The organism is Streptomyces sp. NPDC004435, from assembly GCF_042873895.1.
Taxonomy (GTDB): domain Bacteria; phylum Actinomycetota; class Actinomycetes; order Streptomycetales; family Streptomycetaceae; genus Streptomyces.
Genome location: NZ_JBIAMB010000027.1, coordinates 84,694 through 109,555 on the forward strand (window position 1 = coordinate 84,694; position 24,862 = coordinate 109,555).

Consider the following 24,862-nt stretch of genomic DNA (forward strand, 5'->3'; position numbering starts at 1 on the left):
GCCGCGGGTCGGGGTGCCGCACTCCGTCTCCGACGGAGTGCGGCACCCGTCCCACGACGGTCAGCTCTTCGCCAGAATCGTGTTCGCCTTGGCCTCGGCGTCGGCGAGCAGCTTGTCGATGTCGGCGTCCTTGCGGGTGAGAACGGCGGACATGGGGACGTCCAGCACCGCGTAGAGCTCCTGTGCCTTCGCCGGCTCCAGCTTGATCTCGATGTTCTCCGCCGCCTCGACGTAGGGCTGGTAGTACTCGACCGGAAGGACCGCGTTCTTCTCGCGGAGTGCGGCGATCTCCTTGCCCGTCGGCGAGTCGCCCATGTAGTCGTTGTTCGGCACGCCCACGGCTTCGCCGTTGGCCTTGCCGCGCGCGTAGTCGTGGCGGCCCTTGCCGGGCGTGTTGAACTGGAAGTCGATCCACTGGAGGCCGGCCTTGGCCTCGGCCTCGCTCGCCTTCGGGTTGATCATGTAGGCCTCGCCACCGGTGAGCGACGCCTTGCCCTCGGGGATGGGGGCGATGCCGTACTGGTCCTTGCCTCCCTGGAACTTCTGCACCAGGTCGGTGACGACGTCCGGGGCGCCGAGCATCATGCCCGTCTTGCCGGCCGCCATCTGCTGCATCAGCGCCTCCCAGCCGATCAGCACCTTCTTGCCGACGCTGTCGTCCTTCCAGCGCATGTCGTGCAGCGTCTGCAGGACCGCCTTGCCCTCGGCGCTGTTGAAGGCCGCCTTGCCGTCCACGGCCATCTCGCCGCCGCGGCTGAAGATGGACTGCGCGAAGTGCCAGCCACCGACGTTGCCGCCGCCGTACTCTCCGTATCCGACGTAGGCGTCACCCAGGTCGGCGATCTTCTTGGCCGCGGCGCGGACCTCGTCCCAGGTCTTCGGCGGGGAGTTGGGGTCGAGGCCGGCCTGCTCGAAGAGCTTGCGGTTGTAGACCAGCCCGACGGAGTAGCTGACGTTGGGGACCCCGTAGATCTTGCCGTCCTTGGTGACCATGTCCCGGACGTCCTGGCGGATGTTCCCGAAGTTCTTCACCAGGTCCGTGGAGGCCGTGATGTCCTTCGCCTGTCCCTTGGTCATGACATCGGCGTAGTTGGTGACGGGGGCCATGTAGACCGTCTCCATCTGGCCGCCGGCCAGCTTCGCGGCGAAGGTCTTCGGGTCGAAGCACGGCTGCTGGTCCGTGCTCTTGACCTTGACGCCCGGGTGCGCCTTCTCGAACGCCTTGACGTCGTCGTCCCATGCCTTGCGCTGCTGAGGTGCCGTCTTCGCCGGCTGACACGCCACGGTGATCGTGACGTCCCCCTTGGCTCCGGCGTCCGAGTCGCCACCGCACGCCGTGGCTGACAGGACAAGACCTGAAGAGATCAAAAAGATCGCGAGGTTACGGGACTTCATTACGGCTCCTCCGAGGTGGTCCCCAGGGCACTGCCCTGATCGGAGCGTCACACTAGGACGCAGAACAGAGCGATGCAAGATTTCGACCCAAGATTGCATGATTACGACTGTGTCACGAGCTTCTTGGACTGCCGCACCTTCACGCGCGCACCTGCCGGAGTCGCCGGCGCCCCCTGCGGGGCGCGCCGACCGCACCCCACGCCGGGCCACCTGGGAACCCGCTGACGACGGCGCTGAAGCCGCGACGGACGGAGGGAACGCCGGCCTCGCCTCGCACCCCTGCGCGTCATCGACCCAAGGTGCGAGCGGGTCCGCCGGTGCATCACGGCAAGCCGGGAGGCGCCACATTTTGCTCTAGCCTGTTGAAAAATTGCTATCCCTGCTGAACAATGCGTGTTCAGCTGAACCACATATCCGAGCGGGACAACCTCGCCGCCTCGGTGCGCGGGGCGACTCCCCCGGCCCTGCGTCTGCGGAAACCCGAAGTCGCGGCATCGGGCACTGGGGGGACGATGACTGGGGGGACGGCACTCCTGCCGGCGCCCTCGGCCGGCACTGTTCGCCGTACACAGACGGGGAGGCGAGCCCCTACGCCGACAGCAAGGCCCGAAGTGTCACGAACTGTCTGCCGAAGTCCGCTCAGCCCGGCGCGACGAAGGCAGGGCCGGGTTCAACGAGGTCGTGATCGTAGGAAGTGCTCACGTCCATGGAAGTGCGACCATCGGTAGGGGCGAGTTCAGGATCCACGCTCGAACGCCCGCGGTACGGCTGTGATGTGCACGGCCAACGGCGGCCGGCTCTGCGGAGCGCACCGTCCCCCTCGGCGCCGAGCACGTGCGTCGACAGCGCTCGAGGCGCTCGCACCAGCGGCTTCCCCCTGCCGGCAGCCGAACGAGATGGCCTCTAGGGAGCGGGCGGCGGAGCCGTCGAGCCGCGGACGACGAGCTCGGGCTCGAAGAGGAGTTCCCCCGACTGATGCTGGGTCCCCTGGACCTGCGTGATCAAAAGGTCCACCGCAGCGCGTCCCATGGCCTCGATGGGTTGCCGCACCGTGGACAGCGGTGGTTCCGTGCAGGTCATGAACGCCGAGTCGTCGAAGCCGACGACCGACACGTCGGCAGGAACTGACAGGCCGCGCCGCCTGGCAGCCCTGATCGCGCCCAGTGCCAGAGGGTCACTGCCACAGACGATGCCGGTGACCCCTCTGTCCAGGAGTCGCGCGGCAGCAACCTGCCCGCCCTCCAGGGAGAAGATCGATCGTTCCACGAAGGTGTCGTTCCACTCCATGCCGGCAGTCGCGGCGGCCACACGAGCGGCGTCCAGCTTGCGCCGGGAGGGTACGTGGTCCTCAGGCCCGAGGACGAGCCCGATCCGCTCGTGCCCCAGCGAAGCGAGGTGACGCCACGCCTGCTCGACGGCGACGGCGTCGTCGCAGGACACGCACGGGAAGTCGAGTCCTTCGATGGAGGCATTGATCAGGACGACGGGGATGTTGCGCTCGGCCAGCCGGTAGTAGTGGTCGTGCGGAGCATCAGCTTGCGCAAACAGTCCGCCTGCGAAGACGACTCCAGAAACATGCTGCTGGAGAAGCAGCTCCACGTAGTCGGCCTCCGAGACGCCGCCCCTGGTCTGCGTGCAGAGAACCGGGGTCAGCCCCTGCTGGGCGAGGGCGCCGCCGATGACCTCGGCGAAGGCAGGAAAGATGGGGTTCTGGAGTTCCGGCAGCACCAGGCCGACAAGCCTGGCCCTCTCTCCGCGCAACTGCGTCGGCCGTTCGTAGCCGAGGACGTCGAGCGCTGTCAGCACGGACTGCCGGGTCGTCTCGGAAACCCCGGGCTTGCCATTGAGAACACGGCTCACCGTGGCCTCGCTGACGCCCACCTTCTTCGCCACCAGAGCAAGTCGTCGCGTCACGCACGCAAGCATAGCGCAAGCGATGCAAGCAAATTTCGTCACTCTGTTGACAACGATGGACAGACGGAGCTGTTGCCGTCAGGGCCGAGGCCCGACCTCGAAGTCGGTCGTCGCACGTCACGGTGTTCGACTCCTTCGCCGTCGTGCTGGAACAGCGGGGACGGGATGGGCCCGGTCACGACGGCGAAGGCTGCGAGGGCGGGACATCGGCAGGACGACCGACCCCAGGCCGGTCGGACCGCCGCGGGCAAGAGGCGTCAGGCCGGCAGGGTCAGCAGGAGGAGCGGTGTGGTGGTGGGCTGGGATGATCCTCCGGCCGGTTCGAGCGTGAGGCCGACCGCACCTGCGTGGGCGATGTCGCCGTCGAGCGGGACCGTGCCGTCGGCAGGGATGAACCCGGCGGGTCGCATGGCGCCGTCCCGGTCGAGCCAGAGCTGGTAGGTCATGCCGTCGGCCGGGGTGGGCAGGCCGGTCGCGGTGAAGACGGCCCGGTTCTGGCGGTCGGAGCTGACGACGGTGGTAAGGGCTCCGTTGGTGGCCCGGCCGTGGACCGTACGGGCGTCCGGCGCGGCCAGCAGCGTGCTCACCGAGTCGAGTTGCCGTTCGGCCCGCTGGGCCTGCCGCCGGGCGTCCTGGCTCTCCTGGTGCTGCCATGCGGCGAGGCCGGCGAAGGAGACGGCGGCGGCCACGCTCGCGGCGAGGGCGAGGGGGACCGCCTTGCGCCTGAGGAAGCGGGTGGTGCGGTGGGCCCCACCGGTCGCGGGGACCCGGGGCGGGAGCTGGCGCACACCGTCGACCGCGGCCATCGTGCGCTGCTTGAGGGCGGGCGGCGGGTCCTGTGCGGCGGCGCCGGCGAGGCGGGCGGCGGTCGCCTCGAACTCCTCCACGTCCCTGCGGCAGTCCTCGCAGTGCGGGAGGTGCGCGGCGAAGTCCTCCCGCTCGACGGGGTCGAGGGCGTCGAGGGCGTACGCGGCGGCGAGGGTGTGGACGTCGGAGCGGTGCTGGTTCATGTGGTCACCCCCATGCAGTCGCGGAGCCGGATCAGTCCGTCGCGCATGCGTGTCTTGATGGTGGGAAGCGGCGTGTGCAGGGTCTCGGCGACCTCACGGTAGGTCAGCCCCCGGTAGTAGGCGAGGGTGACGGCCTGGCGCTGGAGCTCGGTCAGACCGCGCAGACAGCGGCGTACCTGCTCGCTCTCCAGCCGGGTCTCGACCTGTTCGGCGACCTCGTCGAAGGCGGTGGTGTGCTCCCGGGCGGCCTGGGCGTGCTCGCGGTCGGTGGCCGCCTGGGCGGAGCGGACCCGGTCCACGGCCCGGCGGTGGGCGATGGTCGCCGCCCAGGTGGTGACGCTGCCGGCCGTGGGCCGGTAGCGGGCCGCCTGGCGCCACAGGTCGATCATGACCTCCTGGGTGACCTCCTCGGACTGGGCGCGGTCGCGCAGGACCCTGACGACGAGGCCGAAGACCATCGGGGCGAGGGCGTCGTAGAGGGTGGAGAACGCCTGCTGGTCGCCCTGGGCGACCTGCCGCATCACGTCGGCGAGGTCGTGGCGCGGAGGCGGACCGGGGTTGTCGACGGGGACGGGCCGGTTCACCGGGCGGGCTCCGCGGGTGGGGACCAGACGCAGCCGTCCGGGTCGGCCGGCCGGGGGCGGGGTGTCCATCGCATGCGGGTCCTTGGTCGGAGGGGCGGGGCCGGCTGCGGGTGGGGCGGGCTGCGGCCACAGGGCCGGGGCGGCCTGTGCAGAGTCTTCGTAGCGGACAGGCGTACGGATGGGAGTGGTTTTCGCCGCCGGCCCCGGCCTTCGGTCACCCGCGCGAGTGAAAGGCGGCCGCTTCTCCCAGCCGGGGGGAGGGGAGCGCCGAACACCACCCGAGGGAGGCAGACGCCTCTGCCTCCCTCGGCGGCCCCGGGGGGCTCACGGGGCCGCCGCGGAGCCGGATCCGGCTCGCTCCCTGGGGACGGATGAGGGAGCCGGATCCGGTTCCCTGTCCGGGCATGAGTGGGGGTCGGCGGTCCGGCCGCGCCGGACCCCGTCCGGGCGCTCTCGTCCCCCGGACGGGCACGGCTCATCCCGCGGCCGGTTCGGACGCCGGCCGCGGGCCGGTCGCGAGGAGTTCGGCGAGGCCGCGGCGGGTGGCGGCGATGACGACGCGGTCGCGGGGCTGGAGGACGTATCCGGGGTGGAGGTCCCAGAGGAGTTCGGACCGTTCGCCGTCGGGCGGGGTGGAGGCGAGGTCGGGGCGGCGGGCGGAGGCGTCGGTCGTGTCGAGGGCGAGGACGCGCCAGGAGTCGGCGCGGAACGACTCGGCGACGGTCCGCCCTTCGAGGTGGGGGTGGCCCGCGACGAGGAGCGCGGCGAAGAGCAGGACCTTGCGCTCGACGGGTATCGCCCCGAGGACCTGGCGGCCCATCATCGCTCCGGCGAAGGCCGGGGCGGCGAGGTGGGAGACGCTGCGGCTGCGGGTGACGGCGTCGGGGTGGGCGGAGCGCAGGGTGCGGTAGACGGCGGTGGCGAAGTCGTCGTCGTAGAGCCGGAGCACGGTCCGCAGGCCGCCGTGGAGGGTGCGTGCGGCGAGGACGGCCTCCAGGTTCGTGGTGTCGGAGCTGGTGAGGGCGAGCAGGGCGTCGGCCCGGTGGATGCGGGCCGCCTCGAGGACGCCGTCGTCCGTGACGTCGCCCAGGATCACCGGGACGCCCAGGTCCCGCGCGAGCGGGATGCCGCGGGCGTCGGGATCGTGTTCGACGCACACGACCGGGATGTCGTACTCCCGCAGCCGGGCGAGGACACGGGAGCCGATCTTGCCGAGGCCGAGCAGCACGATGTGACCGGAGAGCGTGCGGGGCGGGCGGCGCAGGGCGCCGGCCGCCCGGAAGGTGCCCAGGGCCTCCAGGGCCGCGGCCACGAGCAGGGGCAGCAGGGCGAGGCCGACCAGCCCCGACAGCAGCTGGAGCACCTGCCGGGTGGTCGGCTCCTCCAGGGCCGGGTCGTTGATGGAGAAGAGATCGAGCAGGGTCAGGTACGCGGCCTCGACGGGACCCGCGTCGGTGAGCGCGATCGTGGTGACCGTCAGCGCGAGGACCGCGGCGACGATGCCGGCGAGCGCCCACCGCAGGCGGGCGGAGAACAGCTCGCCGAGGGGGGCGCCGCGACGGGTGAGACGGCGGGGCGGCAGGGCGGGACCGGCCCGGCCGACCGCCTCCAGGACGATGGTGCCGCGGCCCTGGGACGCGAGGACGACCCGGTCGTCGGGCAGGAGATCGGGGCCTCGTGCCCCGCTCGTGTCCGAGCCCTCGGACCCGGCGGGGTCGCTGGTCGTCGACGACAGCAGCGCCAGCGTGCACAGTCCCGGGTCGGGGACCTCCCCGCGGCCGGGAGCGGGCCGCTCCGCCGCGCGCAGCAGCAGGCCACCGGCCTGCACCACTTTCCTGGTGTCGGCGATGGCCGTGGCGACGAGTGCGGGCGCGGCGGTGTCCGCGTCGGACAGCACCGTCGTGGAGGCGTCCAGGACGGTCCGGTCCACGCCCGGTTCGTTCAGGAGGACGGCCTGGTCGAGGAGTTCCTCCAGCTGGTCGCCCAGCTTGCGGTTGTACATGCGGACGACCAGGCGCAGCCCCGGGTTCAGCCGGCGCGCGGCGAGCGCGGCCCGCAGGTTCGTCTCGTCGTCCTCGTAGAGCAGTGCCAGGGCGTCGGCGGATTCCGCCCCGGCCCGCCGCAGGGCCTCACGGGTGGGTGCGGGGGAGTCCACCTCCCGCAGCGGTGGCCCCGCCCCGCCATGAGAGGGGTCCGCCGGGAGCGGAGTGATCGGCGCGGCGGGCCGCTCGTGCGGTTCGGCGACCGGGACGACGAGGACCACGCGACGCCGGTAGACCTCCCGCAGCTCGGCCGCCAGCCGGTGCGCGAGCCCGTCGTCACCGCAGACCACCATGTGGCCTTCGGTCCGTGGGTTCTCCTGATGCGGCACTATGGTCATGCGGCTCCCCCGTGATCTACGTGGCGGCGAACGGCCCGGCAGAGAATCGGCGTTCGCGCCGCAGAGTGCCATGGCCGGGACTCCGGGTCGAATGCCCGGCCCCGGCAACCTGCGGGCCCGCCCGGGGCGTTCATGTCCCCTTGCCGTGCTCGGCGCGTAGGTCTGGAATGTGGGCGCCGCCCCCGGGCAGGGGCGGCTGCCCGCTCTCCTGGGGGAGCGAGGACGAGAGGCGGAGGTGTGTCGTGGGGCGCGGTGTGAGGAAGGCCCGATGGGCCGGGGTGGGTGTGCTGGTGGTGGCGGTGCTCGCCGCCGGGCTCGTCTGGTTCAAGCCCTGGGCCCTGTGGGTGGACGAGACGGTGACCGAGGAACTGCCCTCCGCCGCACCGGCCACGCGGGCGCCGTCCCCCGGGGCGACGGCGCGGCCCGAGCCGCCCGCCACGCCGGCCACGGTCGCCCGGGGCACCTTCATCAGCCACGAGCACGCGACGGCCGGCACCGTGCGGATCGTGCGCCTCGCGGACGGCAGCCACACACTGCGCCTCGAAGGGCTGGACACGAGCAACGGGCCCGACCTGCGGGTGTGGCTGAGCGACGCGCCGGTCAAGGAAGGAATCGCCGGGTGGCGCGTCTTCGACGACGGGAAGTACGTGAACCTCGCCAAGCTCAAGGGCAACAAGGGCGACCAGAACTACCCCCTGCCGGCCGGCCTGGACTGGTCCGCGTACGGCAGCGTCAGCATCTGGTGCGACCGGTTCGACGTCTCCTTCGGCGCGGCCCGCCTCGTGGAGGGGTGACGGATCCGGGGCGGGAGCGAAACCGCCCCGGGCAGGCCCTCCACGCACCCCGGGCAGCCCGTGTCCGGGCTCGCCCTGTCACCGCCCTCACCGTCCTCACCGTCCGCGGCTCCGTACACGGCACCGTCCGCGGCTCCGCACGCGAAACACGGTGGCACGGCGGCTCTCCCCCGCACGCCGGCCCCGCGCGTGGTGTTCGAGCGGAGGAACTGTCCGTAACGGAGCCCTGGTTCCGCGGTTGCCACGACAACACCCGCTCAGAGAAAGCCGGTTGGACATCGTAGGAACCACCAGGTCACGGCCGCGGGGCGGCCGCGGAACTGGTGGGACATCCACTGAAATCTCCCGCCGCGGCGGTGTTGACTGCATTCGGCTCTCCCCACACACCCCCGCGGCTCGACTCCTCCTGTCGACGTGCCGCGACATCTGCAAGGGGCAGGTACGTTGAAGACTTCCACACCACGCGTCGCCGGGCTCGTGCTCGGCTCGGCGGTCGCACTCATGGCCGGGCTGTGTCTGGCGCCGGCCGCCCAGGCCGCGCCGGATCCCGGCGTCTCCTTCGGCGGGGCGACCGCCGTCCCGCTGCCCGCGGGCTCCGGGAAGGGCACCGCCCCGGCGCTGGGCGACCTGAACGGGGACGGCAAGGCCGACCTCGTCACCCCGGTCAAGGGATCGAACACCCTGGTGGCCGCGCTCGGTGACGGCAAGGGCGGCTTCGGCCCCGGTGTCTCCTTCGGGCTCGACACCGGCGCCTTCCCGACGGCTGTCGCCCTGGCGGACCTCAACGGTGACGGCCGGCTGGACGCGGTCGTCGCGGCGGCCCTGACCAAGCGGCCCACGCAGCACGGCGAGGAGAGCATGGGCAGCGTCGTCGAGCTGCTCGGCGACGGCAAGGGCGGCTTCGCCCCGGCCACCTCCTACTTCGCGCCGACGCCGGTCAACCCGTCGACGGACGCCTTGTTCCCCGTGGACGTCACGGTCGCCGACATGAACGGTGACGGCAAGCCCGACGTGCTGACCTCCAACGCCAACGGCGACAACGTCTCGTTGTGGACCAACGACGGCACCGGCGCCCTGGGCACCGCGAGCAACTACTACGTCGGCGGCGGCCGGCCCACCAGCTACTCCGCCAGGCAACTGCGCCCCTCCGGCCTCAAGACGGGGGACGTCGACGGCGACGGCAGGCTCGACGTGGTCACCGTCAACGCGGGCACGTCCGACATCTCCGTCCTCCTCGGCGACAGCAAGGGCCGTCTCGGCCCGGCCACCCGCTTCGCCGACGCCGTCTCCCTCGGCGGGGCCCTCGCCCTCGGCGACGTGAACGGCGACGGCAAGCCTGACGCGGCCGTCGCGCACAGCGACCGGGCGATCACCGTCTTCCCCGGCGACGGAGCCGGAGCCTTCGGCGCACCGGTCACCCACCCGGTCGGCGGCCGGGCCCTCACGGGCGTCGCGATCACCGACGTCGACACGGACGGCAAGCCGGACCTGGTCACCGGCAACGGCCCCGACGACCAGCCCACCGTCCTCCTCGGCGACGGGAAGGGCTCCTTCCGCAACGCGAGCCCGGTGTACGTCACGGCGAGCGGTGTGAGCGGCGCGTACGCCGTCGGAGACCTGAACGCCGACGGCCGGCCCGACCTGGCGGCCGGTTCCACCGCCGCGGGTGTCGCGGCGCAGGTGCTGCTGAACACCTCGAAGCCGAGGGGCACGGCCCAGTCGATGTCGGTACAGGTCGCCAAGGTGCCCGGTGTCCTGTCGATGGAGGTGAACCTGCCGGCCGTCGACTTCGGCACGCTGACACCCGGCCGCGTCAGCGCCCCGGCGGGACTCGGCACCTTCACGTACACCAACACCCTCTCCACCACCGCCCCCTGGTCGGTGACCGTCGCCACGACCGATCTGGTCAGCGGCGGCAAGGACACCGTCGGATGGGACAATCTGCTGGTCACGACCGGCCGGTCCCTGAACGGAACCGGCGTCCGGTGGACGGGCGTCGCCAAGCCGGGCCCGGGCGGCTCCTTCCCCAAGGGCGCCGACCCGCAGCCGGGCACGAGCCTCTCCCCCGCCGTGACGATGGCGACCGGCGACGGCGGCACCCGCGGCGTCTTCGCCCACGAAGGGTCGACGGCGCAGTGGAACATCCCCGCGGAAACGGTCCCCGGCTCGTACAGCGGCACCCTCCAGTACACGATCACCGGCTGATCCCGTGAACAGCTGCCTGCGCGCCCGCGGCGGCGCCACCATCCGCCGGGCACGGGTCCCCGCCCGGCGGGGTCTCCGGTGGGGTCCCCGGTGGGGTCTCCTCCTCGCGGGCCTCGTGCTCGCTCTGGCGCCGGGCGCGCAGGCAGCGCCGGCCCCCGCCCCCTCGCCCACTCCGGGGGAAGCGGCCGCCGGCGCTCCGTTCGGCGTACGGGCCGGGCTCTACGGTCTGACGACGCTGACCGGCGGGCACTTCGGGTACGCGCTCAAGGCCGGTGCCCGGATCGAGGATTCCGCTGTCATCTACAACGAGAGCGACAAGGCCCGCACCTTCCACGTCTACGGCGCCGACGTCGGCAACGCCACCGGCGGCGGCCTCGCCCCCGCGCAGGAGGGCCAGAGGATGCGCGCGGTCGGGGCCTGGCTGAAGCTGGAATCCGAGGCCACCGTCACCGTGCCGCCGAAGAGCAGCGCCACGGTCCGCTTCTCCCTCACGGTGCCCGCAGGCACCCCGCCCGGCGGCTATCTCGGCAGCCTGGTCACCGCGCTGCGCACCCCCGCCGTCAGCGGCGGCGTCAACACCGAGACCCGTATCGCCCGGCTCGTCGAGCTCACCGTCCCCGGCACCGCCGACCTCCAGGTCTCCCTCTCGGAACTGGAACACCGGCCCGCGGGCGACGGCGAGGAGTTCTCCGTGACCGTACGCAACACGGGCAACGTCCTCTACACCTTCGCCGGAACGCTGAACATCACCGGCGGCGGCGCGCGTACCGTCCCGCTCGCCCCCGGGGGGATCTACGTGATCCCCGGCGGCAGTGCCACCGTCACCGGCCGCCTGGCCGACCTCCCCGCCTTCGGCCGCCTGGCGGTCACCGCCTCGGTGACCGCCACGGTCCCCGGCGGTGCGGCGAGGACCGTGACCAGCGACACCGTCCGGCTGTCCTTCTTCCCCTGGCTCGTCGCCGCCCTCGCCGTCGGCGGCCTCCTCGTCCTGATCCTGCTCCTCTTCGTCACGCGCGAGCGACGACGTGCGTGGCTGCGGCGGCGGGCGCAGGAGCGCACCGCGCTGCGCGCCCTGCGGCGGGAACTGCGGGCCGGGAATCAGCCGGCCGCCGACCCCGACGAAGCGCGTGCGGGCGGGGCCGATCCCCCGTGACCGGCCCTGGGCCCGTCACTCGTAGCGGTACTTCAGCGAGTCCGCCTCCGCCCGCTCGATGTCGGCGATCGTCAGCCCCGGCATCCGCAGCTGGGCCAGCGTCACCTCGGCCGAGGTCGGCTGGGCGTCCGCCGGCAGCCACTGCTCCGGCTTCCAGGCTCCGCCGCGCAGCAGCGACTTGGGGCAGTGCGGGTACACCTCCTCGATGCCCACCACCAGCGCACTCGCCGGCGGCTTGCCCACCGCGGTCAACCGGGAGAGCAGATCGGGGCGGGTGGAGACACAGGCCCGGCCGTTCACCCTGAGCGTCGTGGTGCGCCCCGGGACGGTGAACAGCAGCCCGGCCCGTCCCGTGGCGATGACGTTCTGCAGGGTGTCCAGACGCTTGTTCCCCGTCGCGTCCGGTATCGCCACCGTCCGCGCGTCCAGGACGGCGACGAACCCGGGCGGACCTCCGCGCGGGGAGACGTCGCAGTGGCCCTCGGCGTCCGCGCTCGCCACCAGGACCAGCGACGAGCATCCGATCAACCGCCGTGCCTCATCGGTGAGTTCGCTCATCTGCTTGCGCACGGCCGCTGCTTTGGGCAGTTCGTAGACCTGGCGCAACGCCTGCTGGTCGGGCACGGCGTCAAGGAGGAGCGAGTCGAAGGCACTGCCGGTGAGGGATGTCGTCATGCCCCGAACCTAGCGGGCCGACCGGCCGCGACCGGCGCCGCCACCGGGGGTCGGCGGGACCCGGTCCCTGGCCCCCCGGACGCGGACACCCGGCGATGCCGGAGCCCGCGTCCGGGGGTCAGGGCCCGGTGGACGCGGTACGGGCGATGCGGGTCAGGGTGGTGCGCATGCCGGCGCGGTTGACGGCGACGCGGCGGGACGCGTTCGTGCCGGCGAAGACCGTTCCGAGCAGCTCGGCGACCCTGGCCCGGCGGCCCCCGGTCCGCAGGTCCTCCCAGAACTCGGTGAGCCGCGTCCCCTCGCCCTCCGGCTCGAACCGGTAGCCCCAGCGGGCGATGGGCAGCCCGAGGACGTCGATGTCGAAGACGAACTCGCTGCCCGGGGTGGCCCGGACCACCCGCCCGGAGGTCGGCCAGGCGAACGGCCCGCGCCGGTTCAGGCCGACGAACCGGGTGCCGACCCGCGCGGGCGGCCGCGGCACCCACACGTACCGGCATTCCGGGCTCCAGCGCCCCATGTTCCGCAGGTCCGACACCCAGGCGTAGACACGCGCCGGCGGGGCGTCCACGACCGTGCTCTCCTCCAGGCTCCACTGCCGTTCCATGGCGGTCTCCCCTCGCGCGGTACGGGACGGCCACCCGCCCGTTACCCGCGGGTACGGTAACGGATCGGCGGGGACCCGGTCATCAGTCTTCCGGCGCCGATCGTGCCGGAGAGGAACCCGGCCCCGGGGGCGGCCGCCGGTGCCCGCGGCCCCGCTCCCGTACGCCCCCTGCCGTACGAACGGTCCCGTACGCCCGCTCCCGTCCGTAGCCCTGCCTCCCCCCCCTTCGTCAGCGGTGTGTCAAGACCGCTCGCCTCGGCGTCAACACCGTGTCAACCTCCCCGGCACGGTCCGCTCCGCGCCCTAGCCTCGGCGCCATGCAGCCCCCTCTCCCCTTCCCCGGCCCGCACGCCCACCCCGCCGACGACGTGCTGCACGACGCGGACTGGCCGGGGGAGGCGCGCTCGGCGCTCGTCTGCGCCGGGCTGCTGCTCGGGACGGCGCTGGTGGTGGACGCCGGCGCCCACGGGCTGCCGGCGGGGCGCGCCCTCGGGTGGATCGGGCTGTCTGTACTCCTCCTGGTGGTGCTGCTGCCGCCGAGGGTCAGCTCGGCGCCGGGCCTGCTGACGGTGCGCGGGCTGTGGGTGGTCCGGACGGTCCGTACCGACCGGCTGACGGCCGTCGCCTGGCCGGTCGGTACGGGGCAGAGCCTGGTGCTGCGGGACGAGGAGGGCGCGCGGGCGGAGATCGACCTCCGGGTCCTCCTCGCCAACCCGGCCCTCTGGCTACGGCTGGACGCCGAGGCCCGGGACGCCCGGCGGCGCGGCACCCTCGACCACGGCGGGCCGGACCTCGACCGGCTCTCGCTGCGCGTCCACGCGGAGACGGCCCGCGCCGTCCTGAAGGTGTCCGGATTGGAGTAGGGCCTCCCCGGCGGCCCTCTCAGGCCGCCGGAGCGGGGACGGGCCCGGGGACGGGCGCGGGAGCCGCCGGTGCGGGGAGGCGGGCGGGGTCGATCCGCAGTTCGCGGACGCCCAGCGGCTCGACGAGTGCGCGCAGCGCCGGTTCCGCCAGGACTATCCACGGCTGGGCCGCCCCCAGGACCTCCCTCAGCCGCGCCGGTCCGCTGAACGCGACGGCGGTCCTGTCCCCGAACGGCGTGCGGAACAGCCGGGTCACGCAGGCGCGGGGGCCCGGCCGGACCGGCACGCAGAGCCGTCCGGCCCGGAGCCGGTCCCCGGGCTCGGCGGCATCTCCGTACAGGGCGTCTTCCATCGATTCCTCCCGGACACAGAGCGGACCCCCGGCGCGGACGGCGCCGGGGGTTTGTCTCCGGGGCTCTACCCGGGGACCGCCCGGCCAAGCCGCCGCACCCCGGCGCCCCTCCGGAATCGGCCAGTCCGGCGGAGGCGGAGCCCGAGCCCGAGCAAGAGCAAGAGAACCGGAGCCGATGCCCGAGAGGGATCCGGGACCTCGGCCGGTGCCGGTGCTCGTTCCCCTCCGGCCGCGTCAGCCGACCGTCCAGCGCTGGAGGGCGCTCCCGGTGTCCGGCTGCTGGGTGACGCGTGCTCCGTTCGCCGTGGAGGCGGCCGTCAGGAGGAGGCCGCTGCGCACGGAGGTGACGGTGGAGGTGCCGTCGGGGAGGCGGGTGAGCGTCCAGCGCTGGTTGGCGCCGCCGTGGCAGGTCCACTGGATGACGCGGGCGCCGGCGGCGGTGGAGCCGTTCTCGATGTCGGCGCACTTCCCCGAGGCGTTGTTGCGGAGTTCGTGGCCGCCGTCGGCGCGCGGGGTGAGGGTCCACTTCTGGTTGGCGCCGTTGTTCGGGGTCCAGGTGACGAGCCCGGTGCCGTCCGCCGTGCTGTGGTCGGGGTTGTCGAGGGCCTTGCCGCCGGTGGTGAGGGTGACGGTCCTCGGGGGGTCGCCGACCGGGGTGAGGCCGAGGGTCTGTTCGGCGGCGGTGCGGCCGGCGCCGACCGGGGAGCCGGTGGTGTCCGTCCAGCTGCGGGCCGGGGTGGTCTCGGCGGCGCGCGAGGAGGTGGCGGAGAGGGCGAGGACGAGGCCGCTGTACCGGTTGACGAGCTTGACCGTCCCGGTGGGGGTGTTGTCGGTGGCGGAGGCGGCGGGGACGACGAACCAGTCCTGGCCGGTGCCGGAGGCGGCCGCGGTGACGGTCGGTTTCGTGCCCCACGCGCGCGTGGCGGGTGCGGTCGACGCGACGCCGAGGAGACCGCCGGTGGCGGCGTTCGCGATGCGGTAGGAGCCGTCGCCCTTGGCGGTGAAGGTCCAGTGCTCCAGCGTCGAACCGGTGGGCGCGGCCCGGGAGGTGGTGGCGGAGCCGCCGGAGACCTGGGCGAGGACACGGCCGTCCGCGGCGGAGACGCGGTAGGCGCGGGCGGTGTCGACGGGGGCCGCGGGCGCGTTCGTACCGATGCTCAGGTTGACGTACTCGGCGCTCGCGCCGCCCGAGCAGCCGAAGGAGCAGTAGGCGCGGAAGTCCTTGCCGACGATGCCGGAGCCGGTGCGGTTGCCGGCGTCGAGGAACCAGCGGTACCAGGACGCGGTGCGGTAGCCGCCGGTGTCGCCGAGCCTGAACCACTTCTGGGTGGTCAGGTCGGTGGTGGCGTAGATCTCCTGCGGGGCGTTGCCGCTCTGGTCGACGGCCTGCGGCTCTCCGATGTAGAGGCCGAGGTAGGCGTTGTAGGTGATGTCCATGACGAAGAGCGGGGAGGTGGCGGGAGTGAGCCCGGCGGCGACCTGCTGGCTCACCGAGCCGGCGTTGGCGGGGTCGTACTCCTTCTCCTTCGGCACGTAGCCGGTGGTGCCGGCCGCGCCGACCGGGACCATGGTGGACTCCCGGCCTCCGCCGCCGGGCTGGGTCCAGGCGCCGTCGTACCACTTGCGCCACGAACCGGGCGCCATCTTCTGGGAGATGGGGGCGCGGGCGACGTGCCCGTAGAAGGCGGCCCAGCCGCCGCCCTTGTTGACGATCCGGGAGCCGTAGAAGGCGTAGAAGTAGCCGGAGGCGGTGTCGACGAAGAGCCGGGGGTCGCCGGTGCCGTAGTGGTACGTCTGCCGCGGGAAGGCGGCGGTGTCGCCGCGGTCCGTGCTGTAGGGCGAGGTGATGACGTGGTCCTTGATCTTCCAGGTCCGGCCCTGGTCGGTGGAGACCGCGTAGTCGATGCCGTCGTAGTGGATGCCGTCCGCGAAGGGCTGCGGGGTGAACTCGTTGTGGACGAGGCCGTACCAGTCGCCGGTGTCCGGATCGACCCACATCCCGGTCAGGTCGCAGTAGTTGCGGTGGGCGTAGCCGCTTCCGGCGGGCGCGGCGGTGGACTTCACGCCGGTGGGGCTGTTGTTGCAGCGCGCGGTGGTGTCGTTGTTGCGGTCGGCGGGGTCGGCCGGGTTCACGGCGTCGCTGATCGCGGCGGAGCGGTCGGCGGTGTCGAAGTCGGTGCCGGTGTAGAAGGTCCACTTGCGGGGGTCGTTCGCGCCGTAGAGCGCGTGGGCCTGCTGGTAGTAGAAGGTGCCGTCCTTGTCGGTGTAGGGGCTGGCCGGGGTGTCGTCGGGGCGGTTCCAGGCACCCTTGGCGCCGACGGTGACCGTGTAGGTGGCGGTGGCGGAGGCGGGTGAGGGGGCGGTCGGGGGCGCGGATCCGGCTTCGGCCGGCGGGGCGGCGGCGAGGGCGCCGCCTCCGGCCGCGGCGAGGAGCGCCGCGACGAGCGTGCTCACGAATCCGTTGCGCGAGAGGTGCACGAGTACTCCCTGGGGTGGAGGAGTCGGGCCGCTGACGGCACGGACCCTAGAGCGCATTTGACCGGTAAAACAAGAGCCCCGACTCCGCCGGATCCCTTTCCTCGTAGGGGAGTTGGGCGTCCGGACCACATCGGCGGGGCGCCGTCGGCGCCTTGACCGCAGGTGGGGGCCCGGTTACGTTGCGAGCCGGGCGTGATCGGCGGGCGGGGCGGGGACGACGGGGGCGGCGTCATGGTCACCATGCAGGACGTGGCGGAGCGGGCCGGCGTCACCAAGCAGACCGTCTCGAACGTGGTCACCGGACGGGTCGCGGTGCGCCCGGCCACCGAGGCGCGCGTCCGCGCCGCCATCACCGAACTCGGCTACGTCCCCAATCTGGTGGCCCGTTCGCTCGCGACCGGCAGCAGCCGCACCGTCGGGCTCTTCGTGCCGACCGTCTCCGCGCCGTTCTACGCGGACGTGGTCGAGGAGGTCGAGGACGCCCTGGAGGAGCGCGGCCACCGGCTGCTGCTCTGCACGACGCGGCTCGACGGGGAGCGCGCCCGGCGTCATCTCGCCGCGCTGGCCAGCCGCTCCGTGGACGCCCTCCTGATCGCCGGCGACCAGGGGCTCACCGGCCATCTGCCGCTCCTCGCGGACGCCCGCTTCCCGGTGGTGCTGTGCGCGTGGGAGGCCGCGCTGCCGGACGGCTTCCCGGTGGTGACGGTCGACTACGAGCACGGCGGCCACCTCGCCGGCCGGCACCTGCGGGCGCTCGGGCACGAGCGGGCCCTCGTCCTCGCCAGCCCCGCGCACACCGTCCGCACGGCCGGCTTCCGCCGGGCCTTCCACGAGGACGGGATCCCGCTGCCGGACGACGCCGTGCGGACCGCGGCCGAACCCACCTTCCGGGGCGGCCTGGCGGCGGCGCTCGACGCGCTGCGCGCGCATCCGGAGGCGACGGCGCTCTTCGCCACCCACGACGTCCTCGCGGTCGCCGCGGTGGAGGCGGCCCGCGCCCTGGGCCGCACCGTCCCTGACGACCTCTCCGTGGTCGCGTACGACGACACCCCGGCCGGCGTGCTCTCCGGCACGGCGCTCACCAGCGTGGTCCTCCCCAAGCGAGAGATGGCCCGGCAGTCCGTCGACCTCGCCCTCGGCGCCGCCGCCTCCGCCCCGCGGCCCGACCCGCGCCCCCGGCCGCTGCTGCCCGCCCTCGTCCCCGGCGACAGCACCGCCCGTGTGCCGGGGCGGCCGGGCGGGGCCTGACGGACCGAGGGGCGGGCGGCGCTCCGCGCGCCGTCCGCCCCTCGGGTCACCGCTCTCAGACGGTGGCGTGCTTCCGTGCCGCGTCGGGGCACTCGTCGCCGTACCCCTCGTCGCCGTACCCCTCGTCGCCGTAGCCCTTCGGCTCACAGGGGTCCGGGCCCGGGCCGGGGCCGTCGCCCCGCTCGTTGTCCAGCATGACGAAGACGGCCTCCTGCTCCGCGCTCACCACGTACGGCCCGCTCACCGGGTCGGCGGGCAGCTCGTAGCCGTCGGGGGCGGCCGTCTCCCGCAGGTAGTACGTGCCGTGGTCGAGGTCGTCGAAGCCGCACAGGCCGGCGAAGCCGGTGGTGCAGGGGGTGCCGACCCGGGTGTCGGGCTCGTCGCCCGCGGTCTGCAGCCCGGTGACGCCGTTCGTCTCCTCCCACAGCTCGAAGGTGGCGCCGCCCAGCGGCAGCCCGCTGCCGGCGTCGGTCTTGATCAGACGCACCGACCCGGTCCCCGGCGGGATCGGCGTACGGGAGTTGTCCGCCTCCACGGTGACGCCCGCCTGCGCGTTCTCCTCGGTCAGGACGAGCGGCCCGAACACCGGATTCGCCGGCAGGTCGTACCCGTCCGGCGCCTGGGTCTCCTGCCAGTAGTACGTGCCGGTCTCCACCGTCCGCTCGCAGACGCCGTCCGCGCCGGTCACGCACGCCGTGCCGACCGTGGTGTCCGGGTCGGCGCCACCGGTCTGGAGACCGGCGACGCCGTTCGTCTCCTCCCACAGGCGGAAGGTCGCGCCCGGCAGCGGCGCGCCGCTCTCCGCGTCCGTCTTCACCACCCGCACCTCACCGGTGACCGGCGGGACGGGCGTGGCGGTGTTGTCCGCCTCGACGCTCACTCCCGTCGACGCGTTCTCCTCGGTCAGCACCAGCGGCCCGAAGACCGGGTTCGCCGGCAGGTCGTACCCGTCCGGCGCGTCGGTCTCCTGCCAGTAGTACGTCCCCGTCTCCACCGTCCGCGTGCACTCGCCGTCGGCGCCGGTGACGCACGGCGCGCCGACCACCGTGTCCGGGTCGGCGCCGTCGGTCTGGAGACCCGGAACGCCGTTCGTCTCCTCCCACAGGCTGAAGGTGGCACCCGCCAGCGGGTCGCCGGTCTCGGCGTCCGTCTTGAGGACCGTCACGTCACCGGTGACGACCTGGGGGGTGTCGCAGTTCGGGAGGTCGCCGGTGAAGGGGTAGGCGTGGAACTCCTGGCCGCCGCTCTCGCCGACGCTGGTGTGGGTGAGGGAGCCGGTGGTGAAGAAGCGGCCGTTGATGCCGGGCAGGCTGACGGTCGTGGTGGACGCCTGGTTGCCGATGAGGAAGCTGCCCTGGAACTGGCCGGTGCCCGCGAGGTCGACCGTCGTCGCGTCGGGGAAGTTCCACAGCAGGCGCTCGCGGTAGGCGTTGAGCGGGTCGTCGGTGTCGGCGATGCCGCCGCTGTAGGTCCGCAGGGTGCGGTTGTCGCCGGTGACGTTGACGAGGATCGTCGCACCGGCCGGGATGTTCGCGAAGACGATGCCCTGCTGCCCGTCGTTCGGGCCCTCCATGTCGAAGTCGACGTTGAAGATCTGGAGCGGGGAGGTGCCGTCGCCGGTGAAGAGGGTCTGGCCGCCCTCGTTGACGGCGGTGCCGGTGGGCGTGCGCGGGGCGCCGTCCACGCGCGCGTAGCACTGGCTCGCGGCGGTCAGCTGGTCGCGGAGCGCGGTGTAGGGGGCGGTGGCGTCGTCGTCCTGTTCGAGGGTGGCTTCGACGTCGCCGGTGACGGTGCCCGCGTGACGGACGACTCCGTCCTCGGCCAGCAGCTCCTGGCCGGTGGCGACGGTGATGTCGCCGCCCGTGGTCAGCCAGTCCGCGCCCACGGCCGGCGGCACCTTCGAGCCGACTCCGACCTCTCCGATGTTGTAGACACCGCCCGCTGGCTTGTTCATGTCGAAGGCGTCGAGGACGACGATCCGGCCCTCCGCCTCGGCGGCCCTGCCGCGGACGAGGTAGTCCTCGCCGACGTAGATGTTGATCGCGTTGTCCCGGCCCTTGATCGGGTCGTTGTCGATCGGCGGGAAGGGGGACGGGCAGGTCGTGGGGTCCCCCGGCGGGGCCGCGGAGACGCACGGGCCGAGGCCGCCGGGGAGGGGGGCCGCGGCCGCGGGGGCGGCGGCCGGACCGAGCATCAGCACGGGCACGGTGGCGAGCGCCACGGCACAGGCGAGGCTCGTCGTCCCGGCGCGCCCACGGCGGTGCGCACGGGCACGATTCGTGTGGTTGGTCATGCCGGGAGTCTCTGAGCGGCACGGACGCCCCACCACTCGTGGGGCCCGTGGTTGGGCCGGTCAGGTCGCGGGCTCACCCGTCAGGTGCGGTCGGCTCCTCCGCACGAGGCCCCGTCAGGTGCGGATGGCGCCCTCCACGCGAAGCCCCGTCAGGTGCGGTCGGCGCCGGTGTCGCCCCCGGCGTCGGGCCCGGGGCCCGCCGGGCGGATGCGGTCGGTGCCGAGCCGGCGGCTGAGGGTGGGTTCGTGGGCGAGTACGGCTCCGATGGTGAAGGCGAAGGTCAGCGCGGCGCAGACGACGATGAGCCAGGACAGCAGGGTGAGGACGAGGCCGAGGGCGCCGTACTCGGCGAGGGCCCGGTTGAGCGCGGCGGGCATGTAGAAGCGGGCGGTGATCCCGAGCGCGGTGGAGGTGGTGGCGCCGAGCAGGGCACCGGGGAGCAGCGGCAGCCAGGGGACGCGGTTGGCGAGGAGGAGGTGCTGGGTCCACAGCCAGACGCCGGTGGCGACGAGGAAGAAGAGGGGGACGCCGAGCCAGGCGCCGGCGCCGAAGCCGTCCCGGATCGGTGCCTGGAGGAGGACGACGACGACCAGGGCGAGCAGCCAGACCGCCCACCGCCAGGCGGCGATCCGGGTGCCCGCCTTGGGCAGGCCCCAGGCGCGCTCGCAGACGCGGGCCATGGCGCGGCTGAAGCTGGTGGCGGAGACGAGCGCGACGAGGGCGCCGACGGCGCCGGTGGTCTCCCGGACCCCGTCGGGGGTGGTCTGGTCGAAAACCTGCTGGAGCTCCTGGTCGGCGGGGCCGGTGAGGCCGAACATGGCCCGCAGGGACTCGCGGAGCTGGTCGCGCACGGGGGTGGGGGCGAAGGCGGCGAGGGCGAAGAGCAGCGGGACGGCGGCGAGGAACGCCTGGGCCGCGAGCCGGGTGCCCGCGTCGAGGAGGCTGCCGCCGACGAGCCGTTCGGTCACCTCGGTCAGGACCGGGAAGCGCCGCTCGGCGCCGGCGCGTAGCTCCCGCAGCCGGTTCGTCCACGCCATCGCGCCTCCCGCCCCGCCTCGCCTCGCCCCGGCCGGCCGGGATCTCCCCCGCCGCGGACGTTCTCCGCCATGGGACGGCACGGGCGGGGCTCCGGCCACCCGGCGGCGGCCGGACGGGTGGTTCACGGGGCCCAGTAGCGGGCCAGCGCGCCTTCCTTGTACGGGGCGGGGCTCACGCTCAGCTCGCCGGCGAAGGGGCGGTCGAGGACGAGCACGAGCAGCAGGCTGAAGCCGATGAGTCCGGCGACCGAGGCGACGAAGAGCACCTGGATCCGCAGCTTCCTCATCCCGTACAGGAAGGTCAGCGGGAGGAGGACGAGCGCGCCGCCGAAGGCCAGGACCTGGAGGAGCGGCGGGAGTTCCTGCTCGGCCATGGTGACCCGGGCGCGGCGCTGCGCGGCCACGTCGTTGAGGTGGGCGACGGCCTCCTCGTAGAAGACCTCCTCGCGCGGGGACTTGGGGTCGTACGCCTGGAGCACGTCGAAGGCCGCGACGAGGCTGCGTTCGGTGGCGCCGTACTGGGGGCGGCCCTCGCGCATCAGGGGCCACTGCTGTTCGACGACGGCGTGGACGTAGTCGCTCAGGGCGGCGTCGAGGTCGGCGCGGACGGCCGGCGGGAAGGCGGCGGCGTCCCGGGCGATGAGGGCCACGTCGGTGGCCTCGGCGGCGACGATGGTCTGGGTGCTCTCCAGCTGGGTCCAGAGGGTGACGATGACGAAGGCGAGGATGATTCCGTAGATCGCGCCGAACATCCCCAGGGTCACGCCGACCATGTCGTTGTGCTCGCCCTCGGCGAGCGACGGGTGGCGGCGGCGGAGCAGCACGCTGCCGGCGACGGCGAGCACGACGGTGCCGCCGACGAGGACGACGGCGAGGGTCAGGGAGCTGAAGTGGTTGAGCAGCCAGAGCGACATGAGCGCGGAGTGTAGGGAGCGGGCGCGCACCCCCAGGACCACTGCCGAGGCGTACGCCCCCGGCGCATGGGGAGAGTGCACACCATCGGGTGACCCGGCCGGGCGCCCTGTGACCGCCGTGGGAGTACGGCGGCCACCGAGCGCCCGACCGGATCGGGACGCCGGACCGGATCACGCCGGACCGGACCGGGTCACGCCGGACCGGATCGGGACGGCGGCCGGGTCACGCGGGACCGGGTCGTGCCCGATCGGTCAGATCGGACGAGGTCGGGTCGGGTCGGGTCGGGTCAGGTCAGTCGGGTGAGGAGGTCGGCGAAGAGTTCGGGCCGGCTCACGTACCCGACGTGCGAGGTGGGCAGGGTGTGCACGTCGAAGGGGTGGTCTGGGGTGAGTTCGTCCGCCTTGCGGATCATGAAGTCCTGCACCGCCGGGGTGAGGCTCCGGTCGGCGGAGAGGCGGACGTAGGTGTGGGGCACCCGGCGCCACGCCTCGGGGCGGACGAGCGCGGCCGGTTCCATGACGGCGTGGTTCTCGTCCGCGTCGAGCGAGTCGAGGAAGTGGCGGAAGAGGGCGTCGGAGGCGTCGGCCATGATGGCCTCCTTGAGCACGGCGAACGCCTCCGGGTCGGTGTGGGCGCGCCGCCAGTCGAGCCGGACGACGCCGGGGTCACGGCCGGGCGCCTCGTACGGGACGGCGATCCGGGTCACCGCCGCTTCGAGCAGGCCGTCGTCGACGACGTCCCACGGCTCGGTGAGCAGGGCGGGGTCGGCGAGGCAGAGCGCCGACAGGTAGACGACCCGGTGGACGAGCTCCGGGGCGGCGTTGACGACGGCGGTGAGGGTGAGGCCGCCGAGGCTGTTGCCGGCGAGGACGACCGGGCCGTGCCCGGCGAGCCGCCGCAGGACGCCGACGACGTGCTCGGCGTTGTCGGCGAGGGTGACGCCGTGCATCGGGGAGGTCTCGTGGTGCAGGGCCGTGCGGTCCTGGGTCGGGTGGTGGTAGGCGGCGGGGCCGCCGGCCGTGTCGCCGTGGCCGGGGAGGTCGACGGCGTACGAGCGGTGGCCGCGCAGGGCCAGTTCGTTGCGGAGCGGGGTCCAGGCACGGGCGTTGCTGGAGCCGCCGTGCACGAACACGAACGTGGGGCGCTGGCGCTGGTCTGAGCGCATGGGAGAGAGGTCCTCGTCATCCTGAGGCGAACGGTGGACGCGGACGACCTCGGGACCGGCGGACGCGACGCGCGCACGGGGGCGCGGACGCAGGGCGATACGGACGCGCGCGCGTGGCGGCGCGTCGTTCTGATGAAGGGCCGGAACCGCGGTCAGCGCGCGGAACGAAGCCGGATCGCCCGGAAGTTCTGGATGACGGAGCACATGCGACCGACCCTAACAACCCTCCCCCGCGCCTCCCACTCCTTTTCGGACTGGTAACTTCTACAACACTGTAGAAGTTCGACACCGGAGTAGTCCGGCCGAGGGAGTGTGAGCCGACGATGGCGCTGTGGGACCGGATCAAGGAGTCCGCCTCGACCATGCAGACCCAGCTGACCGCGCGGAAGAACGAACTGACCAGCGGCGCCTTCCGGGACGCGAGCATGGCGATGTGCGCGCTGGTCGCGGCGGCGGACGGCACCGTGGACCCGGCCGAGCGGAGCCGCGTGGCCCAGCTGATCGCCGCCAACGAGGTGCTGCGGAACTTCGAGGCGGCCGACCTCCAGCGGCGCTTCGACGCCCAGCTCGACCAGCTCGCGGCCGACTTCGACTTCGGGAAGGTCGCCGTCCTCCAGGAGATCGCCAAGGCGAAGAAGAAGCCCGCGGAGGCCCGCGCCGTCGTCCAGATCGGCATCGTCATCGGCGGCGCCGACGGGCACTTCGACCCGACCGAGCGGGCCGTCGTCCGCGAGGCGTGCTTCGCCCTGGGTCTGCCCCCGCACGAGTTCGACCTCTGAGACGCGCGGCCCCGGGTCGGACAGGCACCGGGTGTACCGACCCGCGTCGGCAACCCTGCGGGTCAATACGCCTAGAGCGGCGTCGCCGCCCTGAGCACCGCGTAGAGAGCGACCGCAGAGTTCGCCGAGGCGAGGGCCGAGGCCGCGGCGCCCATCACGGCGCCCCACAGGGCGAGCCCGACGGCGGTGAAGACCGGCGGCCAGGCGCGGGGTGCCGGGGGCGGCGGCGCCAGGAGGGCGGCCACCCGGCGCGGCACAGGACCTGCGACGGCGAAGGCCGGCAGGGTCGCGGGGCTCGCGCCGCCGGAGGCCAGCGCCGCCCGTCCGATGGCCCGCGCGACCACGCGCCGGCTGCCGACCCGTACCGCGGCCTCCTCGTCCGCCCAGCGCTCGGCCGAGTACGTGACGGCCGTCCGCAGCGGCCGGAGGAACGGATTGGCCGCGGCGGCCAGCCGGGCGGCGAGCAGCAGCCGGTCGTGCCGGCCCGTCAGATGCGCCCGCTCGTGGGCGAAGAGCGCCCGCCGCTCCGCGGAGCCCAGCCGGGCGAGCATGCCCCGGCTGACCACGATCCTCCCCCGGGAGCGCCCGGCCGGGGCCGGGAGGGCGTACGCGTACGGGAGCGGGTCCGGCAGCACCGCGACCGGACGGTCCGGCAGCCCGGCGAGCGCGCGGGCGGCCCGCCCGCGGACGCTCCGGTGGCGCAGCAGCACCCGGCCGCAGACCCCGACCACCGCGAGGAGCGCGGGGATCGCCGCCCGGCCCGCGAACTCGTCGTACGGCACGGCGGCCCGCACCTCCGGGTCCGACCAGGCGTCCGGGAGCGGGTTGCCGGGCAGCTGGGCGGTCCCGACGACCATGAGAAGGGCGAGGCAGAGGGTGCTGCACACGGCGAGCAGCGCGGCCACGGCGGTGAGCAGCCGGGTCGCGGTGCGCGGGTGCAGGTGGTGCTCGGCGAGCCGGGCGACGGGCCACGCGGTCAGCGGCAGGACGAGCGGCAGGAAGACGAGGACGCCCACGG

At 73.5% G+C, this 24,862-nt stretch carries 20 protein-coding genes; 6 read left to right on the plus strand and 14 right to left on the minus strand.

Going from position 1 to position 24,862, the window contains the following annotated elements; translation table 11 throughout:
* Positions 1-60: 60 nt before the first annotated feature.
* The 5 genes from ACFYT9_RS35180 to ACFYT9_RS35200 all read right to left on the minus strand — a co-directional run bounded on the left by ACFYT9_RS35180 (position 61) and on the right by ACFYT9_RS35200 (position 7,238).
* A complete protein-coding gene (locus tag ACFYT9_RS35180) occupies positions 61-1,395 on the minus strand; it encodes an ABC transporter substrate-binding protein (RefSeq protein ID WP_389170235.1) in 1,335 nt (444 codons plus the stop codon).
* Positions 1,396-2,298: 903 nt separating this feature from the next.
* Positions 2,299-3,309 carry a LacI family DNA-binding transcriptional regulator gene (locus tag ACFYT9_RS35185; RefSeq protein WP_376596472.1) on the minus strand — a complete coding sequence of 337 codons (1,011 nt, stop codon included), beginning with the start codon at positions 3,307-3,309 and terminating at the stop codon, positions 2,299-2,301.
* Positions 3,310-3,566: 257 nt separating this feature from the next.
* Positions 3,567-4,319: an anti-sigma factor gene (locus ACFYT9_RS35190; RefSeq protein ID WP_389170238.1), complete on the minus strand. Its 753-nt coding sequence runs from the start codon at positions 4,317-4,319 to the stop codon at positions 3,567-3,569.
* Positions 4,316-4,972 carry a sigma-70 family RNA polymerase sigma factor gene (locus tag ACFYT9_RS35195; RefSeq protein WP_376596476.1) on the minus strand — a complete coding sequence of 219 codons (657 nt, stop codon included), beginning with the start codon at positions 4,970-4,972 and terminating at the stop codon, positions 4,316-4,318. The genes ACFYT9_RS35190 and ACFYT9_RS35195 overlap by 4 nt, the downstream gene beginning before the upstream one ends.
* A 406-nt stretch (positions 4,973-5,378) precedes the next feature.
* Entirely contained in the window at positions 5,379-7,238 is a 1,860-nt protein-coding gene (locus ACFYT9_RS35200; protein ID WP_389170290.1) for an NAD-binding protein, read from the minus strand.
* Between the two features lie 299 nt (positions 7,239-7,537).
* Here ACFYT9_RS35200 and ACFYT9_RS35205 point away from each other — a divergent pair, with 299 nt between their 5' ends.
* From ACFYT9_RS35205 to ACFYT9_RS35215, 3 genes are all read left to right on the plus strand, one after another.
* Positions 7,538-8,077: a DM13 domain-containing protein gene (locus ACFYT9_RS35205; RefSeq protein ID WP_376596480.1), complete on the plus strand. Its 540-nt coding sequence runs from the start codon at positions 7,538-7,540 to the stop codon at positions 8,075-8,077.
* A gap of 444 nt (positions 8,078-8,521) precedes the next feature.
* Positions 8,522-10,282 (plus strand): FG-GAP repeat domain-containing protein, encoded by a 1,761-nt coding sequence (locus ACFYT9_RS35210; RefSeq protein ID WP_389170242.1) that lies wholly within the window; start codon positions 8,522-8,524, stop codon positions 10,280-10,282.
* A gap of 4 nt (positions 10,283-10,286) precedes the next feature.
* Complete coding sequence (locus tag ACFYT9_RS35215) at positions 10,287-11,435, plus strand: hypothetical protein (RefSeq protein WP_389170245.1); 1,149 nt, start codon at positions 10,287-10,289, stop codon at positions 11,433-11,435.
* Between the two features lie 15 nt (positions 11,436-11,450).
* Here the strand turns inward: ACFYT9_RS35215 and ACFYT9_RS35220 are convergent, their stop codons facing one another.
* Both ACFYT9_RS35220 and ACFYT9_RS35225 read right to left on the minus strand, forming a co-directional pair.
* The gene (locus ACFYT9_RS35220) at positions 11,451-12,110 is read right to left on the minus strand and encodes an MSMEG_1061 family FMN-dependent PPOX-type flavoprotein (protein ID WP_389170248.1); all 660 of its coding nucleotides are present in this window, start codon (positions 12,108-12,110) and stop codon (positions 11,451-11,453) included.
* Positions 12,111-12,228: 118 nt separating this feature from the next.
* The gene (locus ACFYT9_RS35225) at positions 12,229-12,714 is read right to left on the minus strand and encodes an SRPBCC family protein (RefSeq protein WP_387278356.1); all 486 of its coding nucleotides are present in this window, start codon (positions 12,712-12,714) and stop codon (positions 12,229-12,231) included.
* A 317-nt stretch (positions 12,715-13,031) separates the two neighbouring features.
* On the opposite strand from ACFYT9_RS35225, the gene ACFYT9_RS35230 reads away from it, so the two are divergent.
* Positions 13,032-13,577, plus strand: a complete 546-nt coding sequence (locus ACFYT9_RS35230) for a hypothetical protein (RefSeq protein ID WP_389170251.1) — start codon at positions 13,032-13,034, stop codon at positions 13,575-13,577.
* Between the two features lie 19 nt (positions 13,578-13,596).
* Here the strand turns inward: ACFYT9_RS35230 and ACFYT9_RS35235 are convergent, their stop codons facing one another.
* Complete coding sequence (locus ACFYT9_RS35235; protein ID WP_387278360.1) at positions 13,597-13,929, minus strand: SAV_915 family protein; 333 nt, start codon at positions 13,927-13,929, stop codon at positions 13,597-13,599.
* A gap of 234 nt (positions 13,930-14,163) precedes the next feature.
* The gene (locus ACFYT9_RS35240; protein WP_389170254.1) at positions 14,164-16,407 is read right to left on the minus strand and encodes an RICIN domain-containing protein; all 2,244 of its coding nucleotides are present in this window, start codon (positions 16,405-16,407) and stop codon (positions 14,164-14,166) included.
* Positions 16,408-16,599: 192 nt separating this feature from the next.
* On the opposite strand from ACFYT9_RS35240, the gene ACFYT9_RS35245 reads away from it, so the two are divergent.
* Positions 16,600-17,655, plus strand: a complete 1,056-nt coding sequence (locus tag ACFYT9_RS35245) for a LacI family DNA-binding transcriptional regulator (protein ID WP_389170256.1) — start codon at positions 16,600-16,602, stop codon at positions 17,653-17,655.
* Positions 17,656-17,710: 55 nt separating this feature from the next.
* Here ACFYT9_RS35245 and ACFYT9_RS35250 read toward each other — a convergent pair whose 3' ends face one another.
* The 4 genes from ACFYT9_RS35250 to ACFYT9_RS35265 form a co-directional block, all read right to left on the minus strand.
* On the minus strand, positions 17,711-19,948 hold the full coding sequence (locus ACFYT9_RS35250) for a choice-of-anchor A family protein (RefSeq protein ID WP_389170259.1): 2,238 nt from the start codon (positions 19,946-19,948) through the stop codon (positions 17,711-17,713).
* 149 nt (positions 19,949-20,097) lie between these two features.
* Positions 20,098-20,985 (minus strand): YhjD/YihY/BrkB family envelope integrity protein, encoded by an 888-nt coding sequence (locus ACFYT9_RS35255; protein WP_389170261.1) that lies wholly within the window; start codon positions 20,983-20,985, stop codon positions 20,098-20,100.
* 122 nt (positions 20,986-21,107) lie between these two features.
* Positions 21,108-21,899, minus strand: a complete 792-nt coding sequence (locus tag ACFYT9_RS35260) for a DUF4239 domain-containing protein (protein ID WP_387278370.1) — start codon at positions 21,897-21,899, stop codon at positions 21,108-21,110.
* 287 nt (positions 21,900-22,186) lie between these two features.
* Positions 22,187-23,065, minus strand: a complete 879-nt coding sequence (locus ACFYT9_RS35265; protein ID WP_389170265.1) for an alpha/beta hydrolase — start codon at positions 23,063-23,065, stop codon at positions 22,187-22,189.
* Positions 23,066-23,388: 323 nt separating this feature from the next.
* On the opposite strand from ACFYT9_RS35265, the gene ACFYT9_RS35270 reads away from it, so the two are divergent.
* A complete protein-coding gene (locus ACFYT9_RS35270) occupies positions 23,389-23,844 on the plus strand; it encodes a tellurite resistance TerB family protein (protein ID WP_376596503.1) in 456 nt (151 codons plus the stop codon).
* Between the two features lie 71 nt (positions 23,845-23,915).
* Here ACFYT9_RS35270 and ACFYT9_RS35275 read toward each other — a convergent pair whose 3' ends face one another.
* Positions 23,916-24,860, minus strand: a complete 945-nt coding sequence (locus ACFYT9_RS35275) for a M56 family metallopeptidase (RefSeq protein WP_387278374.1) — start codon at positions 24,858-24,860, stop codon at positions 23,916-23,918.
* Positions 24,861-24,862: the final 2 nt, after the last annotated feature.

What these genes read in the sequence shown, in the direction of transcription:
- ACFYT9_RS35180 (WP_389170235.1), bottom strand. Translation starts at nt 1,395, where the DNA reads ATGAAGTCCCGTAACCTCGCGATCTTTTTGATCTCTTCAGGTCTTGTC.
- ACFYT9_RS35190 (WP_389170238.1), bottom strand. Translation starts at nt 4,319, where the DNA reads ATGAACCAGCACCGCTCCGACGTCCACACCCTCGCCGCCGCGTACGCC.
- ACFYT9_RS35195 (WP_376596476.1), bottom strand. Translation starts at nt 4,972, where the DNA reads ATGGACACCCCGCCCCCGGCCGGCCGACCCGGACGGCTGCGTCTGGTC.
- ACFYT9_RS35200 (WP_389170290.1), bottom strand. Translation starts at nt 7,238, where the DNA reads ATGGTGGTCTGCGGTGACGACGGGCTCGCGCACCGGCTGGCGGCCGAG.
- ACFYT9_RS35220 (WP_389170248.1), bottom strand. Translation starts at nt 12,110, where the DNA reads ATGACGACATCCCTCACCGGCAGTGCCTTCGACTCGCTCCTCCTTGAC.
- ACFYT9_RS35225 (WP_387278356.1), bottom strand. Translation starts at nt 12,714, where the DNA reads ATGGAACGGCAGTGGAGCCTGGAGGAGAGCACGGTCGTGGACGCCCCG.
- ACFYT9_RS35230 (WP_389170251.1), top strand. Translation starts at nt 13,032, where the DNA reads ATGCAGCCCCCTCTCCCCTTCCCCGGCCCGCACGCCCACCCCGCCGAC.
- ACFYT9_RS35235 (WP_387278360.1), bottom strand. Translation starts at nt 13,929, where the DNA reads ATGGAAGACGCCCTGTACGGAGATGCCGCCGAGCCCGGGGACCGGCTC.
- ACFYT9_RS35250 (WP_389170259.1), bottom strand. Translation starts at nt 19,948, where the DNA reads ATGACCAACCACACGAATCGTGCCCGTGCGCACCGCCGTGGGCGCGCC.
- ACFYT9_RS35255 (WP_389170261.1), bottom strand. Translation starts at nt 20,985, where the DNA reads ATGGCGTGGACGAACCGGCTGCGGGAGCTACGCGCCGGCGCCGAGCGG.
- ACFYT9_RS35260 (WP_387278370.1), bottom strand. Translation starts at nt 21,899, where the DNA reads ATGTCGCTCTGGCTGCTCAACCACTTCAGCTCCCTGACCCTCGCCGTC.
- ACFYT9_RS35265 (WP_389170265.1), bottom strand. Translation starts at nt 23,065, where the DNA reads ATGCGCTCAGACCAGCGCCAGCGCCCCACGTTCGTGTTCGTGCACGGC.
- ACFYT9_RS35270 (WP_376596503.1), top strand. Translation starts at nt 23,389, where the DNA reads ATGGCGCTGTGGGACCGGATCAAGGAGTCCGCCTCGACCATGCAGACC.